Origin of the sequence: Bartonella grahamii ATCC 700132, assembly GCF_000518085.1 — a bacterium.
GTDB classification, from domain to species: domain Bacteria; phylum Pseudomonadota; class Alphaproteobacteria; order Rhizobiales; family Rhizobiaceae; genus Bartonella; species Bartonella grahamii.
Genome location: NZ_JACX01000006.1, coordinates 44,019 through 61,701, shown reverse-complemented (window position 1 = coordinate 61,701; position 17,683 = coordinate 44,019). Strand labels below are relative to the sequence as shown.

Sequence of the window (17,683 nt, the reverse complement as noted above, 5' to 3'; positions counted from 1 at the left end):
AAAAGCGAATAAATGAAAATGACTATATTTCTATGAGAAGAGAAGCGAAATGTATCATATGTATCAAAGGGCATTTTTATTTCACTTTGGTATTTGCACGATTATTTCGCTCACGCCACCAATTTCCTAGCAGGAGTAAAATAGGAGCAGCAATAAAGATAGAGGATGATGTTGCAATAATAATCCCAAAGACCATGGGCAATGCAAAATTATGAACAGCACTTCCACCCCATATCGCCATGGGGAGCATAGCAAGAATTGTTGTGGCTGATGTAAAAAAACAACGTACAAGAACCTGATTAATTGACAGATCAATCAGCTCGCGCAACGGCATTTTTTTATAAAGACGCATATTTTCGCGCATCCTATCATAGACGACAACTTTATCATTTATAGAATATCCAACAATTGTTAAGAGTGCAGCGATAGCCGTTAAATTAAAATCAAATTGAAATAAAGCAAAAAAGCCAATCATTTTTGTGGTGTCTAGAATGAGAGTGATAATTGCTCCAATAGCAAAGAACCATTCGAAGCGTAACCATATATAGAGAGACATGGCAATAGCCGCAAGGATAACAGCAGTAAAAGCAGCTGTGGCAAGCTCGCCTGAAATTTTGGGACCAACAACTTCTATTTGATCGAATGTGGTATCGGGATAGATATTTTGTACAGCTGTTTTTACCTTATCAATGGCGATGGTTTGTTGTGCTTCGCTACCGCTTTGTTTCTGCATGCGAATTAATACGGTGCTTTCGTTATCAATATTTTGCAAGGTAACTTCACCAATATTAAGAGTAGAAAGCTTGGAACGCAGAGTTGCTAGATCTGCTGGTGCTTTCGTGGTAATACTCATTTGGCTTCCGCCAATGAAATCAATTCCGAAGTTCAATCCAGGCTTAAAAAAGAGAAAGACTGAAGCCATTGATAAAACAATTGAGACGCCAATACCAATGAAACGTGCTTTCATAAAGTGGAAAGTTGTGTTTTCTGGCATGATGTTGAAAGCAGAGTGAATATGCAATTTTTTAATTTTCCATTTACGAACGATCCAAATCATGATGATGCGTACAATGGTGATATTTGTAAACATGGAGATGATAATACCAAGCAACATTGTTACGGCAAAACCACGAACGGGACCGGTACCAAACCAAAATAGTAAGACAGTCGCTATAATTGCCGTAACATTTGCATCAACAATGGTTGCAAAAGCGTGTTTAAATCCACGATCTAGGGCTGCAAAAGCACTCACACCTTTTCGACTTTCTTCACGGATACGTTCATTGATGAGAATATTAGCATCAACGGCAATACCGATGCCTAAAATAATACCAGCAATACCAGGTAGCGTAAGCGTAGCTCCCAAAAGACTCAGTGCAGCAAATGTTAAAATCGTGTGCAGAGCTAGTGCTATATTGGCAATTAATCCCCAAATGCGGTAGAGAAGAAAAATAAAAATTGCAACAAGAATAAAGCCAATTATGCCGGTGTAAAGTCCCATTTGGATGGCATCAGCACCAAGATTTGGACCTACGGTTCTCTCTTCAATGACCGTGAGTGGTGCGGGGAGGGAACCAGCACGAAGCAGAGCAGCCAGAGTTGAGGCTTCTTTGGGGTCAAAGTTTCCTGTAATTTGACCTTGTCCATTGGGAATGACACTATTGATGGTAGGAGCGGTTAAAACCTTATTATCCAGAACAATGGCAAAAGGACGGTTAATATTTTGTCGTGTTATATCGGCAAATATTTTTGCACCAGCGGAATCTAGAGTAAATGAAATAATGGAACGCCCTGGTATTTGGGGGTCAAAACCTGCACGGGCATCTTTCAGGACATTTCCATCTAAAGCGATTTGATCATAAATTGCATAGTGTTGTGTTGCATCAGTATATCCAGGAAGAATAGAAACACCTATAGGGGGATTATTGGGGTCCACATTAGAAGGAACAAGATGAAAACTCATCTTAGCGGTTGTTCCTAAAAGATCACGTAGTTGTTTTGGATCTTGTAGTCCGGGCAATTGGACCATAATACGATCGTTTCCGACCTTTTGGATGGCTGGTTCTGAAACACCAACTTGATCTATACGGCGACGGATGATTTCTAAGCTTTGTTCAATAGCATTGCTTACACGGTCTTTTATACCAGCTTCCGTTAATGTGACGCGGAGAGTTTCATTTTGAGCACTGATCGTGATGTTATGTTCTGTTGTACCAAAGCTACTGTGTATGGGGGTTATTAATGTTTTCAAAGCAGAGAGTGCTTTTTCAGTTTGCGATGGATCAGAAATAAGGGCAATAATGCTATCTTCAACGATACGCACACTTGAGGTGCGGATTTGTTTTTCACGCAATACATTGCGTACACTGCTTAAAACTATGTGTAACTGATCGCGTTTTAACGTTTTGCTATCAACCTCGAGCAGGAGAGAAGAGCCTCCTTGAAGGTCAAGACCAAGTGCTACACGGGTGTCGGGTAAGAATTTCGAGTTTTTAACTTGTTCGTATGAAAATAAATTGGGCAAGGCAACATAAATGCTGCTTAAAAGAATAAAACAATAAAGGGTAGTTAACCAACCAGGTGTACGCATGATATATTCCGCTAATAGGCAATCTAACAGTTATTTAAAGTTAAAAGCACAAGTAAAATAAGATGATCGTTTTATAATTCAAGGAAGAGAATTTAAGTGTGTTCATTAGGAGGAGCGCGTTTATTTGAGAAATATTGCGTTTTAACGCTACGAAATCGTGTATCAATAGCTGGAATCTTTACTAAAAAGAAATCCAATGTTAGGATTTTTTGAAAGGTTCTCGTAAAAATAGATTCTGTATGGAGTGTTACAAGTTTTTTGTTTTCAGTTGTGGTAACATTCAACTGATCACATTTATTGTGTAAATCAAATCTATTCGTTTTAATGATATTATTGGTGTGTGATTGTTTGATTAAATAAGCACGCGTTCCTAGGTTGCTCGTCAAGAATACACCTAAACTGGATAGAAAAATCCAAGTTGTCAAAGGAAGAAAATTTTCTTTTTTGCAATAGAGGTGCAAAAAACACATGCTAGAGTGCCTTCTTTAATCTTATTGAGTTCAGCTTATTTATTATTCTTTTCTCTTATTATCAGTATTATAGGATAAGGGAAAGCTTTTATAAGATTATTCTACAAAAGTTGAAAATATCTGCTTTATACCATATTAAGGAGGGGGGGGATAAAATCCTTTTTGTGCGCATAAGGTCGATATGTATTCATTTTGTAGAGAAAACATCCACATACTTTTCCTTCTTTTGGGGATTATCTTTGTATTTAATTCTGGTGCGTGGGGGAATAGGGGTGCACAAAATACAATTGTCGAACAAACAATAGATTCTTATTCAGTTGATGAAATTATTCAACAACAACAGTTGATTATTGAGACTCTTGAAGAAAATAGTGAAACTTTAAAAAGAGATTTTGACAGAAAATCAGAAGATGAGCGTTCTTTAGAAGAATTGCGGTTACGTGCACAAGATATCAGTGAACGTGCTATTGAGGCAGCATTTGTTTTGCGTCCTCCTCTTAATGAGATTAATACACTTCTTGATCAATTAACAGAGCTCCATCGTGACGTAAAAAAACTGAAAAGCTCAGTGAAAGAGTATTCTTACTTGATAGAGCAAAAAGCTAAAATTAACAGTATCATGCTTCGTTTTGAAGAAATTTTCTTAGCGGCAAATAGAATAGCTGAACTTTCTATTTCTCAATCTCGGGAGCTTTTTAAACGCACGCTTACGTATAGGCTTGAGTTTTCGATTCCGATGGTTAAACAGCTCGCCCAAAAAACAAAAGAGGCTTCATCAGATTTTCTTTTTTTGTTAAATTCTTGGTGGAGTTTTATATTTTATTTCAAGTTATTACAACTATTTCTTTCCTTTTTAATTCCACTTTTTATCACTTTGGGTCTTTCGTATTTTTCTCGAAAAGTTCTTGTTCATGTGTATTGCCACTTTAGGAAGTCTAATGAGGAAATATCTTATTTACAACGCTTATTGATCGCCTTTATTTCAGTTCTCTTACCTTCGCTTATATGTACTTTTTGCGTTTATCTTGTGTTGTTTTTGTTTCGTAGTTTTAACTTAGATCTAGGTAAGCTTATAACAGTTTTTGATATGATAGGTTGTCAGATTATTTTAGTATTTTTAATCAATCGCTTAGCAATTGTTCTTTTATCTTCGAATATGCCCCATGCGCGTCTTCTCAGTATTGCACCATCGTCTGCTTATCAATTAGTGATTTTACTCACTTCTTTAGCGGGTGTGTTGGCATTTGATGCTGTTCTTGATAGTATTTATCAAATCATTTCAGCGCCTCTATCTTTGACAATTGCTAAAAGTTTTATTGCTGTTTTTCTTGTAGCGGTATTGCTGTTTATAATATCATTTGTACCTTTGCAATTTAGACGTAGGCGTTTTCAAGGAGAAAAAAAAGAGCCTTACTTTTGTCCATTTTATATACGCATTCCTCTTATTGGCTTGGGATTAGTGCTCTTTGTGTTGAATTTTTTAGGCTATGTTGGTCTTGCACGTTTTATTATGCAGAAAATTATGATTGGTGGAGTATTTTTAGTTCTCATGTATTTAGGAATACAAAGCGCTCAAGCACTTGGAACTAAAGGCCAATTTATGAAAACAACGGTTGGTCATCTTTTGATGCAGAGGTTTCATTTAGAAGAAAAAACGATGAATCAATTGGGAGTTTTTGTGAGCGTTTTTCTCAATTTATTTGTTGTTGTATTTTGTGCAATGCCAATTGCTGTACAGTTTGGATTTTCCTATTCTGATTTGAAAGCAGTACTATGGCAATTGGTTACCGGTTTTCAGATTGGAAATATTACTCTTTCTTTGATTTCTATTGTAACAGGAATTATTTCTTTTTGTGTTTGCTGGTTTCTTATTCGCCGATTTATTGGTTGGTTAGATAGTGTGGTGTTGGTTCATGGAGAGTTCGATTCTGGTATACGTAATTCTATCAAAACAGTGATAAGTTATGGAGGCGTTGTTGTGTCTGCTTTGACGGGATTGTCAATGGCAGGTTTGGATCTTAGAAATTTCGCTCTCATTGCTGGAGGACTTTCACTTGGTATAGGTTTTGGTTTACAGAATATTGTCCAAAACTTTGTCTCTGGACTTATTATTTTAGTTGGAAGACCATTTAAAATAGGAGACTATATAGAATCTGGATCAGTGGGTGGTGTTGTTAAGCGTATTAGTGTGCGTGCAACGGAACTTGAGACCATTCAGCGTAAGACGATTATCATTCCCAATTCAAGCCTTATTAATAACAACGTTAGTAATTGGACTAGACGTAATAAAGTAGGACGAATTGATATACCAGTTACTGTATCATCTAAGGTTGCTCCAGAGCATGTTGCTGAAATTTTGTTGGAGATTGCTTTTGCGACAGAAGGCGTTTTAAAAAATCCTACCCCGCAGGTGAGTTTTACAGCATTTGATCATAAGAGTTTTTCCTTTAATTTAGCTATTTATGTGCCTAATATTACTTCACCTTCTCATGTGACCAATGCTCTTCGATTTGTCTTATATAAGCGTTTTGCTGAGGAAGGAATCTTAGAATGCTGAAATATATTTATGCTTTGATTATAGTTATTCTGTTGAATATTTTTACCATAACAGCTTTTGCCGCAACAGTGAAGAATACAGATTTAAAGGTACAATCTCTCGTTGTTGTCGAGGGAAGTATACCTTCAAAAGTTTCTTTAAATACTCATCAAACAATTACAATTTGTATGAAGGGATGTTTTATAACTTTTCCTAATAAAGACCGTTTTGCAATAAAGGCAGATGATAATATAGAAATCAGTAGGGGAAGAGCAATTTTTAAATAAAATGATTGAGAATTTTTATTTGGAGATAAGATTTAGAAGGATAATGATATTGTCGTATTAATAATCTCATCCTTTAAAAATGGTAGAAAAAAGGTATGATTTTAGTATAAAGTAAGTATATTTTTATACTATATAGAATCTACAGTATGCATTTGGGATATAAGAATATTGAGGTATTTATAATATTTCTAATGAATATCGATTTTCTAAAAATATTTACACCATTTTTAGAATTTTTCTTACGAAAAAAGGTGTAAAATATACTATTTTGTGATTTTTTTTGCATTTATTTTGATACAAAATGTTTTATATTTCCTTGTTTAAAAAATATAATAGGTATTTTTATTAAATAATTTGTTATTTTAAGTATTCATTATTCTAATATTTTAAAATTTATTTGATAATATTAAATTTTGATGTAAAGATATATTAATCTAGTGATAGATTTAAATGTAACTATAAAGGAGTACATGAGATTTTGCAGCATAAGATTTTATAAAACTTTGTTTTTCTATTTTCTAAATGTGATTTTTGATTATATTTAAATTTAGCAATGGGGTATAATTTTATGAATACAAAATTTATAACAGCATCTGTTTTTTCTTTAATTTCACCTTCTATAGTACAGGCTGCAGATGTGGTGGCTCATGAAGAGCCAGTACATGTTGCCTCAGAAGTTGTTGCTTCTTCACCTTTTTCTTGGGCAGGTATTTATTTCGGGGGGCAAGTGGGTGGCTTTTCAAGTAAGACTTCTGCGATAACGCGTGATGTTAATATTCCTCTCTATCCTGATGAAGAGAGTAAAAGTAAACCATGGATACCCGTCGAGAAACAGTATATGCCTGAGCTTTCTGGATTTATGGGTGGTTTTTATGCGGGTGTTAATTTTGATCTCGGTAATAATTTTATTGTGGGGATTGATACGGATATTCTTTTAACGGAAAAAAAGGATACAAAAACAAGATTTCAGGCTGATGAATCAAGTGCTGGTGGTCCTGATACTGGTGGATCAGGTACTGAAGGATCAGGTACTGAAGGATCGGGTACTGAGGGATCGGGTACTGAAGGAGCGGGTACTGAAGGAGCGGGTACTGAAGGAGCGGGTACTGAAGGAGCGGGTACTGAAGGAAAAAGTCGAAAAAGGGCAAAACTTGTCAGTAGACAGGGTAGAGGGTTGTCTCGCTCTGTTGCAGAGGATAAAGACAGTTTAACTTTTAATCATACGTTAAAACAAAAATGGACAGGTGCTACACGGGTACGTGTTGGGTTTTCTGCGGGGCGTGTGATGCCTTATATTGCTGGTGGTGTTGCTTATGGACAGTTTCAAGATATTTTGTCGACAGTAATTACGGGAGGTGAGCCCTTTAATAGGACATCGGATGCAACAAAAACGATGATTGGTTATACTCTCGGTGGTGGTGTTGATTTTGCAATGACAGATCATCTTGTTGTGCGTGCGGAATATCGTTACTCAGATTTTGGTAAAAAGAAATTTAAAGACGAGATTGAAGTTAAGTATAAGACGAATGATTTTCGCGCAGGAATAGCTTACAAATTCTAGCTTTGTAGGATAAAGGAGCTTAAATTTAAGAGGTCCTATCTCTTTGATAGGGCCTTTATTTTTTTAATGTTATGCATTGTAAATGCTATTTTATGGTGAAGAAAGGGTCTTTGATTTTGAGTGATGATGAGGAGATAAGAAAGAATTATTTAAATTCTTAATTGTTAAGAATGAAAATTCTTTGGTTCACAAGGTATAGTTGAAATATTTATTTGCAAAGAAGGAATGATTCGTTTTTTGTATTATTACGATTATCACATGATAATATCGTTATAGCGTTAAAAAAGTAAATTTAAAGATCATTTTTCTATCTAAACAATTAGAAGATAAAGAAAATTCACATAGAGTGGTGCGGATGGCGTGCACGTTTATGCACCAATTTTTTCCCTTAGAATTCTCTACAATATCACCTGATAGCGCGGTTTATCTTTTTTCTATTTAATAACTAATTGTTTTATTTTATTTATTAAATTTTTTTAATATAATCTTGGTATCAGATGAAAGTGCTCCAAGCGCGATTCAAAAGGTGGCTTTTAAAAGGTGGTTCGAAAAATAAGAACATGTGATAGGCTATTAGTCTTATCTGTAAAAAATCTATCTAAAGGCAAATATGCTGACAGAGCTGGTTTATGGCTTATAAAAACTGCATCAGATCAAGGATGATGGATTTTTAGGTTTGACCTCAATAAAAGACGACGAGAAACGGGATTAGGCTTTTGTAGCAATGTATCTTTAAAAGAAGCACGGTTCAAGGCTTCAGCTTGTTATGACTTTTGGGATCAAGGAATTGACCCAATTCACCAAAAAAAAAGAAAATTTGCGTCGGGCAAGGGGGGTATTTCTTTACGAGAAATTGCCTCCGGCACTGTTTGTATGTCTATAACCTATTGTCCACACCCCAATGGCATCTTTATAGGCGTTCAAACGCAAACCTTCCCATTGTTTAATGAGTGCAAGTCCTTCTGATGATATTTTCGCATATGCTTCTTCATAAAAAAAGCTCCGCAAAAAGCAGAGCTGGATTAAAAAATTGACATCTTTCTCATTCGAAAGGATGGCTTATTAAAACCTATGTAGCTTTTTCACTGGAACAAAATAATGTATTTGACAGTATTTATTCTGTATCTGATAAGACACAACTATTTACAGTGTACAAAACAAAATACTTTATGAAATTGCTAGATTATTTAAAAGATGAGATTGCGCAAGCACATGTTGTTACATGGATTGCAAGAATAGAAACAGGATTTCTTGGTAACGCAAAATTCTTTCGTGGAATTGGAGAATTAAAAATAAATCGCGGACTAGGCTATCGTGTTTATTTTTTCAAACAAGGAAAAGAGATTATTTTGTTACTTAATGGCGGCGATAAATCTACTCAGCAAAAAGATATTGAAAAAGCTCTTCAATTAGTAAAGGAAATAAAAAATGGAAATCACCAAGTTTGATACAAGGGAATATTTCAAAACGCCTGAGACTCAGAAAATTCTTTTACAAGATGCTCTTGAAAGCAAGGATAGCAAGTATCTTGCGCATGCTCTTGGCATAATAGTGAAAAATCAAGGAATGAGTAAAATCGCTCAAAATACAGGGTTATCAAGAGAGTCTCTTTATCGTTCTTTAAGCGACAAGGGTGACCCACGACTTTCTACTTTTCTCAGTGTTTTGAGTGCTTTAAATTTGCAGATTAGCTTAACGTCTATCCAGAATAATTGTAAGGAACAAGCGGCTTTAGAAGAAGCAGCTTGATCTGCTTCCCACTTTTAAAGATGGGGGAAGGGAGGTACTTAAGCAACCTTTTTAATGAGGGGCTCTACATCTGGTTTATAACCTATCATGTATCCTCTTTATCCATATGGATGACGCTTTCACTCACGTCACTCATGTAGTTTTTTTTTGATATTGCGGTCGACAGCCTATAGATGCCCACGCAAAATGGCGTCATTGATCGTATCGTCGGTTCTCAACACCGATAAGAAAGCAAATTTTGTATCACTTGAAAGAGTGCAATTGCCCCAAAGACGATAACCGTTTTCGCGGATAATTGTTGTGATGGTTTGTTCATTGAGAAGGTTGGCGCGGCTTGATCTATCATCAATGGAAAAATCAATTGGACGCGCAGTTCCAACAATGCCATTGATTACTTTGTTTTAAGGAGAATGCCAAAAGCCATGTGTAAAATCAGTTTTAGCAATGATACTTGTAACAGCTGCGCTTGCTGGCTATTCTACGATTTCTCCATCACGATTCACCTTTACAAAAGGGGCTTATTGGAGAAGACGGTTTAATTGAAGTCAAATGTCCACAATCAACGACCCATCTTCGTTTTTTATGTATGACGAAATCAAGCCTGAATATCACGCGCAGATGCAATTCCAAATGGCATGCATAGGATGCAAATGGTGTGATTTCATTAGCTATAATCCAAACTTTGTAAGTAAATCTACTGGTTTGAGAATGAAAATCAAACGCATTCTCCGTGATGAGAAACACATTGAAGAGATCAATAAAACTGTTGAAACCTTCTTAGCGGAAATAGAACAAGAGATGCAAAAGATTTTGACAAAAGCTGCTTAAACCTATGGGGGTTCTTCCCCCAACACCCTCGCCCATTTGTATAACATAAAAAAGAGAAAGGTAATGAGATGATACTTGATGATGGAGATAGATATGTAACAACCCGTGAATGTGCAAAGCTTTTTAGTGTATCCACAACCACGATTTGTAATTGGGTATTTCAAAGGGGTATTTCCAGAACTATATAAGCTAGGTAGAGCAGTGAGATGGAGAAAGAAAGAGATCTTAACCGTCACTCCAAAGAAAAATAAGGAGAAAATAGGAGTAAATTAGGTAAAGTTGTATAAACCGTAGAAGGCGGTTTAAAAGGTGGTCTTAAAATGGTTATTTAAAGAAAAAAAATCTATGTATTTCAATACATTAAATATTAAAATGGTGCCCAAAAGAGGACTCGAACCTCCACGCCTTGCGGCACAGGTACCTGAAACCTGCGCGTCTACCAATTCCGCCATCTGGGCTCATAAAATTGATCTAAGCGTATGAAGCAATTCTGTCAATGAAATTATAGAATTTATTTTTTTAGCTTAAAACGATTGAATTGATTTTTTGGGAGATCATGATTTTATAAGTTTAAGGTGCGAGGACTGTCTTCGATAAAATTGTTGAATCCGGATTAAATGTATAAATAATAGGAATGCCGGTCGCTAATTCTTGAGATATAATTTCCTCACCGGAGAGACCTTCAAGCGCCATAATAAGAGCACGAAGAGAGTTTCCATGCGCTGCGATCAAAACAGTTTGGGAGCGCAAAATATGAGGCTGGATGTGGTAAAGATAATAAGGACAGATGCGCGCACCGGTGTCGCGTAGGCTTTCTCCATTCGGGGGCGCAATCGTATAAGAGCGGCGCCACATTTGCACTTGCTCTTGTCCCCATTGTTGGCGTACTTCATCTTTATTTAAACCAGAAAGATCACCATAATTACGTTCATTTAATGCGGGATTTTTTATCACTTCTAAATCTGATTGTCCCATTTGCTCTAAAATGTGCTGAGCCGTTTTTTGAGCACGCTGTAAGGCAGATGTATAAGCGATATCAAACTTCAAACCATATTCTTTCAGTTTTTTTCCTGCTGCTATCGCTTCTGCATGACCTTTTTCTGTTAAATCGGGATCTTTCCAACCGGTAAAAAGGTTTTTGAGATTCCATTCACTTTGTCCATGACGAATTAGTACAAGTATGCGTTCCATTATGAATTGCCTCTATTCTATTGATTGTTTAAAATTCATCGTTCAAACCCAAAACATCGAGCATTGAATAAAGACCGTTTTCATGATTTTTTGCCCACAAAGCTGCTTTTAATGCGCCATTGGCAAAGATAGAGCGTTCTTGCGCTGTATGTGAAAGAATAATGCGCTCATGGGAACCGGCAAAAATGACACTGTGTTCTCCAACAACTGTTCCACCACGTGAACAAGAAAAGCCAATGGAGCCTTTTTCGCGTTTACCTATATGACCATTGCGTTCGTTGACACGCACATTTTTAAGCATAACATTGCGCCCTTCAGCTGCTGCTTGGCCAAGAAGAAGGGCTGTTCCAGAAGGGGCGTCAACTTTGTTCGCGTGATGCATTTCATAAACTTCGATATCAAAATCATCGGCGCCTAATGCTTTAGCGGCTTTCTTTACAAGGTTGGCCAAAAGATTTATTCCAAGGCTCATATTTCCGGATTTGACAATTGTTGTATATTTCGCAAAATCTGCAATTTTTTCTTCTTCTGTTTTGCTAAATCCTGTGGTGCCAATAATATGGACAAGGCTTTTTTGAGCAGCGTAGTTAGCATAAAGAATACTGGCTTCTGGTTGAGAAAAATCTAAAAGACCTTCTGTGTTAGAAAAGGCATTTTCAGGATCGTCAGTAATGCCAATTCCAAGAGAATCTGAACCAATTAAGGCACTGGCATCTTTTCCTACAAACGGTGAACCTTTGCGTACAAGAACAGCACAAAGCTCTACATCTCTCCTCTGTTGGATTGCTGTAATGAGTTCACGTCCCATTCTTCCATTTGCACCAACAACTGTAAGGCGCATTCTTATCTCCTTATGACATTTCACTGTGCAGTATAGGCAAATTCTTGCCTTCTTTCCAATGGTTCTTTTTCTTTATAGGAAAAAAATTTCCTGCTTTAATTTATCTTGTTGTGCTGTAAAACACTGTTGTTTAGAGAAAGTAATATATGATCTACAAATCTAAATAGAGATGTTTTTCGTTAGAGTGTGTGATGAATATTCCTAAGTAAGGTTTGCTTATGAAACCTAATGAAGATTGTGTATTCCTTCACGTTTTTGTTTCTTTCGTTCTTTAAGGGGAGGGGCGTTCTTCATGCAAAACAAGATCTCCCAAACAAATACACTTATGTTGTCAATTCATGCGCTTGTCTTAAAGAAATATTTCTCAATACTTCTAAACTTATTTTATGATAGTGCTCGTGAGTGGTATCACGAGAGAGTATCCATGAATAATATAAAATCTATTCTGCGCCACTATCTTTATGCTTCATAACAGAGAAAATTAGCACTACCGTACGTTTTGTTAGCCTTTAATGTTTTAACAATCCTTGGTACTTAGGCATTTCCATTCTTTTCTTTAATATTTTTTCACGAACCAATTCCATGTGTGACGCATAAGCAAGCGATTTGGATTGTTTCAAATGTGATGAAGGTAATGAGAAAAAGGTATTTGGAATTGATGATTCAAGTTAAAAAAACGATTATTTATCGTTGTATGTCAATAGGTTATACATAAATAAAATCACGTAAAAGAGGTGTAGAAATAAGGGGACGAACAAGAAGTTGGATTGTTTACACACGAGAGTTGGTCGGATTCTTTATCTTTTAGGAAAGTCAGTTGAAAAAATTGTTATGTTGTAAAAACGCATGATGAGGCTTTGTTTATTATAGAGCAAAGAGTATATATGTTATGCAATGCGTTTTTTCATATATTGGGGAGAATGGAGGATAACATGCGTTAAGTATTGTTATTTCATTTTCCTAGCTTCCAGTGATGCTACAGCTCTTATATTTAAAGAGAGTATTTAAAATCCTTTCTTATTATTCCTATGCTAATCTTTTTTGTGACACGTCAAGAAAGTGATTTTTTTCATGCATTATAAGGGGGGATAAAATAAGAAAATATTATGGGGGGCTTATTCTCTGTTTAATATGATTCTAAATCAATGTATTATCGTATTGTTTATACGCATGCATAAAAATTCATAAGCCTATAAATATTCTTTAGATAAAATATCGTTTTTACTTTTGTTTGTGGGAGAAGGCTAGAAATCAAGATCTGCATAGTGAGCACTTGCAACAATTCCGCGGACGCGATCTGTTAAAAGAGAACGAAAAGAAGGGCGTGATTTAATTCTCATATACCAGTCTTTGGCAGCAGGAGATTGTTCCCAGTCAATTTCCCCTAGAAAGTCAAGTACAGAAATAGAGGCTGCTGCTGCTAGGTCTGCATAGGACAAGGCAGAACCGACTAAGCTATCGCGAGAGGCACAGAGCCAGTTGAGATAGTTCATATGTGGTAAAATATTGGCACGCGCATTGCGTAAAATTTGTGAATTAGGAGCACCACCACCAATGGCAAGTGGCATTTCACGTTTATGGATTCGTTCTCGTACGATATGGCGCGTTGCTTCATTTTCGAATTTATTTAAGAACCAGTCATTGAGACGGCGTACTTCCGCACGATCTAAAGGATTTTCCGGAAAGAGCTTATTGTCTTGTCGTAAACTTCCATGTGTTTCGTCTAAATATTCGCAGATAACAAGAGGACCTGATAATGGAACCTCGTGTTCATCGAGAAAAACAGGAACATGACCAGCGGGATTGAGAGCTAGAAATTCGTGTCTTCTTGCCCATTCATATTCTTCAATCAGTTGAGTGGTTACACCATATTCCCCAAGAATGAGGCGTATGAAGCGCGAGGAAGCGGATAGGGGAGAGTGAAAAAGTGTCAGCATAATTTACACTATCAAATAGAGTTGATGAGAATTCTTTCAAGTAATCATTTTTATAAAGATGCTTGACTAGAAGTACAAGATCATTAGCAGCTGCTAGTAATTATAATTAATAAATTGTTAATAATAGCAATTGTTCTTTTATGCGATGGTTTGCAAAATGGCAGCACGTAATTCTTCTAAACCGAGAGCTTTTTCTGAAGAGGTTACAAGAAGCTCAGGATAAGCTGCCGGACGTTTGAGAAGCTTTGTTTGTGTGCTCATAATTAATTTTTCCAAGGCATTTGATTTGATTTTATCGCTTTTTGTCAAAACAATTTGATAAGAAACGGCTGCTTTATCAAGGAGAGAAAGAACATCTTCATCATTATTTTTGATTCCGTGCCGTGAATCAATTAAGATATATACACGTTTTAATGTTGTGCGCCCCCGTAAATAGCTAAAAATCAAATTTGTCCACGCATCAACCAGACTTTTAGGAGCAGCAGCGAAACCATAACCAGGCATATCTACTAATGCTAGAGGGGGAAGATCTCCCAGCTGCCCACTGAAGCCATCGGGGACAAAATAATTAAGCTCTTGAGTCCGTCCTGGTGTATTTGAGGTGCGTGCTAAGCTTTTTTGTTGGACGAGTGCGTTTATTAAAGATGATTTTCCAACATTGGAACGTCCTGCAAATGCAATTTCTGGTGGTCCTTCAGGGGGGAGAAAGCGTATTGCTGGTACACCACGAATAAAAATCCAATTGCGAGAAAAAATTCCAGAAAGGGAAGAATCTCTTGTCATTCATGCACTTCTTTTTTGGGTGATTTTCTCCACATGGTTTTCAGATTATCGAAAAGCTCAATTTTAACTCCTTGGCGCTTCATCATGATACCTTGCTGAATGATTGATAATATATTGTTCCATGCCCAATAGATAACGAGACCAACAGGAAAAGAGGCGAGCATAAAAGTAAAGACAACAGGCATCCATGTGAATATCATCGCTTGGGTTTGGTCTTGAGGAGCGGGATTCATACGCATTTGTAAAAACATCGTTATTCCCATAATCAAAGGCCATGCACCAATCATAAGGAATGTTGGAGTTGTATACGGTAAGAGACCAAACAAGTTAAAAAGAGAAGTTGGATCGGGTGCCGCTAAATCTTTAATCCAGCCAAAGAAAGGGGCATGGCGCATTTCAATGGTGATATAGAGAACTTTATAAAGAGCAAAGAATATTGGGAATTGAACCAACATTGGCCAACAACCAGCAAGGGGATTAATTTTTTCGGTTTTATATAGTTCTATTATCGCTTGTTGTTGCTTGGTTTTATCATCGGGATATTTTTCTTTTATTTCTAGCAACCGCGGTTGTAAAAGCTTCATGCGTGCCATAGATTTATAAGATTTATTGGCTAGAGGAAAAAGAAGAGTTTTTAAGAGCACCGTGACAAGAAGGATGGCGATACCAAAATTTCCTGTTTGTTTATAAAGAACATCAATGAGAGAAAACATTGGTTTGGTGATGAAATCAAACCAACCCCAGTCAATTAAAAGAGCAAACTTTTTGATTTTTAGATCATTTTGATAGTTATTAATAATTTCAACTTGTTTTGCACCAGCAAAAAGCCGATTTGTAATAGTTTTTGTTTCATTTGGAGCAATCGTTAAAAGCGATCCTAGCAAGTCAGACTGATAATGCGTTTGCAAACGATCAAAATAAATAAAACGGCTTGTATATTCTTTATTTTGCGGGGGAATAACTGCTACAGCCCAATATTTATCGGTAATACCAATCCAACCTCCTGTTACTTTAGAAAAAGTCATACTTTTCTGCCCATTATCAGGATTCGGGTCAAGCTCTGCTAAGGTTTTATATTTTTCAGTTTTGAGCGAATCTCCTGCAATACCTATCATACCTTCATGAAGTAAATAGGTTGCATTTGTATGTTCTGGTGGTGCTGCACGTGCAACGCGGGCATAGGATGAGAGATATATTGGTTGATCACTTTCATTGCTGATAGAATCTTCAATGGTAAACATGAAATGATCATCAACAGAAAGAATACGCCGGAAGATCTGTCCTTGTCCATTATTATAAATTAAAGTGATGGGTGTTGAAGGAGTCAGGATTGTATTGTTTCCCTCTATTTGCCATTGTGTATCCGATTGTGGCAAAGCTTTTGCTGGCAAAGATGCACTTGCAAAACCAAATTCAGCAAGGTAGGTCGTTTTGAAACCCTTAGGATTCAGCAAATCGATTTCCGGTGATTTTTTATCGACTGTTAAACGATATTTTTTGAGGTGAAGATCATCAAATTGTGCACCAACAAGATTAATAGAGCCTTCCAGTTCATTGGTTTTGATCGCAATACGCTTTGTTTTGGCCAATACAGCTTTCCGGATTTCAGGTGTCATTGGCTGTTCGATGATAGATGTTGCTTGATGCGTTGAGGTATCGTCAGAAAAATTCGTCGTGGTAGTAGAAAGGGTTGATTGTTGTTTTGACAATTGCTGTGTGATGACTTGTTGTTTTTGTAACTTTGCTTGTTTGGGAGCAACATGAAGAAATTGCCATGCGATGAGCACTACGAAAGATAAGCCAATAGCGATAAAGAAATTGCGGTTATATTCCATCCGTACACCCTTGTTGTTGTTGCTGATGTTTTATTTTTGGTTTTATTCGCCGATTTAATTCACTAATTAAGGATGTAAAAGGCGCATGTAACGCATCACGATATGCTACAATGACATAGTCTGTTCCTGCTTCCATGTGGTTTGTTACACCAACTCTTACGGCTTCACGCAAGCGCCTTTTGATACGATTACGTTTCACAGCATTACCGTTTTTACGAGTAACAGTGAAGCCTACACGTGCAACAAGAGAATCTTTTCTTTCTGTTGTTTGTTCACGAGATTTAACTTCGAGCAAAAATAAAGGACCACGCCGCTTTTCTCCTGTACGGACAGCCAAAAAGTCTGCTCTTTTGCGAATACGGCAGGGATGTTTTTTCTTCATAAAAGAACATTTCGCAATTTCACTAAATGCCTGCAAGCAAGCATTAGAGGTTCATAACAAAAGTTTCACAACGAAGAAATGGTGAGCAATCCTCAACGGTTGTGAAAATTTAAATGGTTAAGCAGAGAGCCGCTTACGTCCACGAGCACGTCTTGCAGCAATAACTTTACGTCCTCCAGCTGTAGCCATGCGTGCACGAAACCCATGGCGGCGTTTACGGACAAGTTTAGAGGGTTGGTAAGTACGTTTCATTTATTTAAATACCGCGGAGTGCGGCCCTTCTTAATCTTCGTTTTATGAGCAGTTATGCGCGAGATGAACGATTTTATCCTATCATACGGCTGTTAACCCATAAGGAAAAATATAAAAAAAGTCAATCTTAGATTGTTTTTCTCGCTCTTGAAAGAATACAAAACACCTTATAACTGTCTGTGATACTTTTTTTACGATACTGTAAAAGTGTCAGAAATAACGATTGAGTCTACAGAAAATAAATGACTAGGGCTTTAAAGAATTAAAGAAAGTGTTACTGATTACGGTATACTCAATTTAAAGTATCCTTTAACATTAAAAATTTTTTTCAGTTTTTGTTTTTACAAAATTTTTATCAGAACATTCATTAAAGTGGTTGTAGACAAACACGATTGATAGGATTTTATAGCAGATTTTATGTTTGAGATTCTTTATTTAAGG

At 36.6% G+C, this 17,683-nt stretch carries 14 protein-coding genes, 1 tRNA gene and 5 pseudogenes; 8 read left to right on the top strand and 12 right to left on the bottom strand.

Translation table 11 applies throughout. The annotated features are described in order from the left end of the window. Positions 1 to 76: 76 nt before the first annotated feature. Together secD and U736_RS0103070 are read right to left on the bottom strand one after the other, a co-directional pair. Entirely contained in the window at positions 77 to 2,590 is a 2,514-nt protein-coding gene (secD, locus tag U736_RS0103075; protein WP_012755075.1) for a protein translocase subunit SecD, read from the bottom strand. 92 nt (positions 2,591 to 2,682) lie between these two features. After that, a complete protein-coding gene (locus U736_RS0103070) occupies positions 2,683 to 3,060 on the bottom strand; it encodes a hypothetical protein (protein ID WP_012755076.1) in 378 nt (125 codons plus the stop codon). Between the two features lie 181 nt (positions 3,061 to 3,241). On the opposite strand from U736_RS0103070, the gene U736_RS0103065 reads away from it, so the two are divergent. The 4 genes and pseudogenes from U736_RS0103065 to U736_RS13065 all read left to right on the top strand — a co-directional run. Next, the gene (locus U736_RS0103065; protein WP_026500293.1) at positions 3,242 to 5,617 is read left to right on the top strand and encodes a mechanosensitive ion channel domain-containing protein; all 2,376 of its coding nucleotides are present in this window, start codon (positions 3,242 to 3,244) and stop codon (positions 5,615 to 5,617) included. Then, a complete protein-coding gene (locus U736_RS0103060) occupies positions 5,611 to 5,883 on the top strand; it encodes a hypothetical protein (protein ID WP_012755078.1) in 273 nt (90 codons plus the stop codon). Before U736_RS0103065 ends, U736_RS0103060 begins: the two co-directional genes overlap by 7 nt. A gap of 568 nt (positions 5,884 to 6,451) precedes the next feature. Then, positions 6,452 to 7,444, top strand: coding sequence for an outer membrane protein (locus tag U736_RS0103055; RefSeq protein ID WP_012755079.1), 993 nt, complete (start codon positions 6,452 to 6,454; stop codon positions 7,442 to 7,444). A gap of 666 nt (positions 7,445 to 8,110) precedes the next feature. Further along, a pseudogene (locus U736_RS13065) lies at positions 8,111 to 8,245 on the top strand (integrase); the annotation flags it as partial. 48 nt (positions 8,246 to 8,293) lie between these two features. Here the strand turns inward: U736_RS13065 and U736_RS13150 are convergent. Continuing rightward, positions 8,294 to 8,452: pseudogene (locus tag U736_RS13150) on the bottom strand (lysozyme); the annotation flags it as partial. Positions 8,453 to 8,556: 104 nt separating this feature from the next. Here U736_RS13150 and U736_RS0103045 point away from each other — a divergent pair. Both U736_RS0103045 and U736_RS0103040 read left to right on the top strand, forming a co-directional pair. Then, positions 8,557 to 8,892, top strand: coding sequence for a type II toxin-antitoxin system RelE/ParE family toxin (locus U736_RS0103045; RefSeq protein WP_372440016.1), 336 nt, complete (start codon positions 8,557 to 8,559; stop codon positions 8,890 to 8,892). Next, positions 8,873 to 9,193, top strand: a complete 321-nt coding sequence (locus U736_RS0103040) for an addiction module antidote protein (RefSeq protein ID WP_012755081.1) — start codon at positions 8,873 to 8,875, stop codon at positions 9,191 to 9,193. The genes U736_RS0103045 and U736_RS0103040 overlap by 20 nt, the downstream gene beginning before the upstream one ends. Positions 9,194 to 9,363: 170 nt before the next feature. Here U736_RS0103040 and U736_RS13060 read toward each other — a convergent pair. Beyond that, a pseudogene (locus U736_RS13060) lies at positions 9,364 to 9,708 on the bottom strand (phage tail sheath subtilisin-like domain-containing protein); the annotation flags it as partial. Here U736_RS13060 and U736_RS10850 point away from each other — a divergent pair. Both U736_RS10850 and U736_RS12720 read left to right on the top strand, forming a co-directional pair. Then, positions 9,708 to 10,021 (top strand): annotated as a pseudogene (locus tag U736_RS10850) (YqaJ viral recombinase family protein); the annotation flags it as partial. The pseudogenes U736_RS13060 and U736_RS10850 overlap by 1 nt on opposite strands. A 68-nt stretch (positions 10,022 to 10,089) precedes the next feature. Further along, positions 10,090 to 10,294: pseudogene (locus U736_RS12720) on the top strand (helix-turn-helix transcriptional regulator). Between the two features lie 100 nt (positions 10,295 to 10,394). Here the strand turns inward: U736_RS12720 and U736_RS0103020 are convergent. From U736_RS0103020 to rpmH, 8 genes are all read right to left on the bottom strand, one after another. After that, positions 10,395 to 10,479: transfer RNA gene (locus U736_RS0103020), tRNA-Leu, on the bottom strand. 112 nt (positions 10,480 to 10,591) lie between these two features. Continuing rightward, entirely contained in the window at positions 10,592 to 11,212 is a 621-nt protein-coding gene (locus U736_RS0103015; RefSeq protein ID WP_015856273.1) for a 2,3-bisphosphoglycerate-dependent phosphoglycerate mutase, read from the bottom strand. 28 nt (positions 11,213 to 11,240) lie between these two features. Beyond that, the gene (dapB, locus tag U736_RS0103010; RefSeq protein WP_015856274.1) at positions 11,241 to 12,053 is read right to left on the bottom strand and encodes a 4-hydroxy-tetrahydrodipicolinate reductase; all 813 of its coding nucleotides are present in this window, start codon (positions 12,051 to 12,053) and stop codon (positions 11,241 to 11,243) included. 1,244 nt (positions 12,054 to 13,297) lie between these two features. Then, positions 13,298 to 13,990 carry a glutathione S-transferase family protein gene (locus U736_RS0103005; RefSeq protein ID WP_015856275.1) on the bottom strand — a complete coding sequence of 231 codons (693 nt, stop codon included), beginning with the start codon at positions 13,988 to 13,990 and terminating at the stop codon, positions 13,298 to 13,300. Between the two features lie 138 nt (positions 13,991 to 14,128). Continuing rightward, the gene (gene yihA / locus U736_RS0103000; protein ID WP_026500292.1) at positions 14,129 to 14,773 is read right to left on the bottom strand and encodes a ribosome biogenesis GTP-binding protein YihA/YsxC; all 645 of its coding nucleotides are present in this window, start codon (positions 14,771 to 14,773) and stop codon (positions 14,129 to 14,131) included. Beyond that, positions 14,770 to 16,608, bottom strand: coding sequence for a membrane protein insertase YidC (yidC, locus tag U736_RS0102995; RefSeq protein ID WP_026500291.1), 1,839 nt, complete (start codon positions 16,606 to 16,608; stop codon positions 14,770 to 14,772). The genes yihA and yidC overlap by 4 nt, the downstream gene beginning before the upstream one ends. After that, positions 16,598 to 16,990: a ribonuclease P protein component gene (gene rnpA, locus U736_RS0102990; RefSeq protein ID WP_015856278.1), complete on the bottom strand. Its 393-nt coding sequence runs from the start codon at positions 16,988 to 16,990 to the stop codon at positions 16,598 to 16,600. Before rnpA ends, yidC begins: the two co-directional genes overlap by 11 nt. A gap of 117 nt (positions 16,991 to 17,107) precedes the next feature. Then, positions 17,108 to 17,242, bottom strand: coding sequence for a 50S ribosomal protein L34 (gene rpmH, locus U736_RS0102985; RefSeq protein WP_005864709.1), 135 nt, complete (start codon positions 17,240 to 17,242; stop codon positions 17,108 to 17,110). Positions 17,243 to 17,683 lie beyond the last annotated feature (441 nt).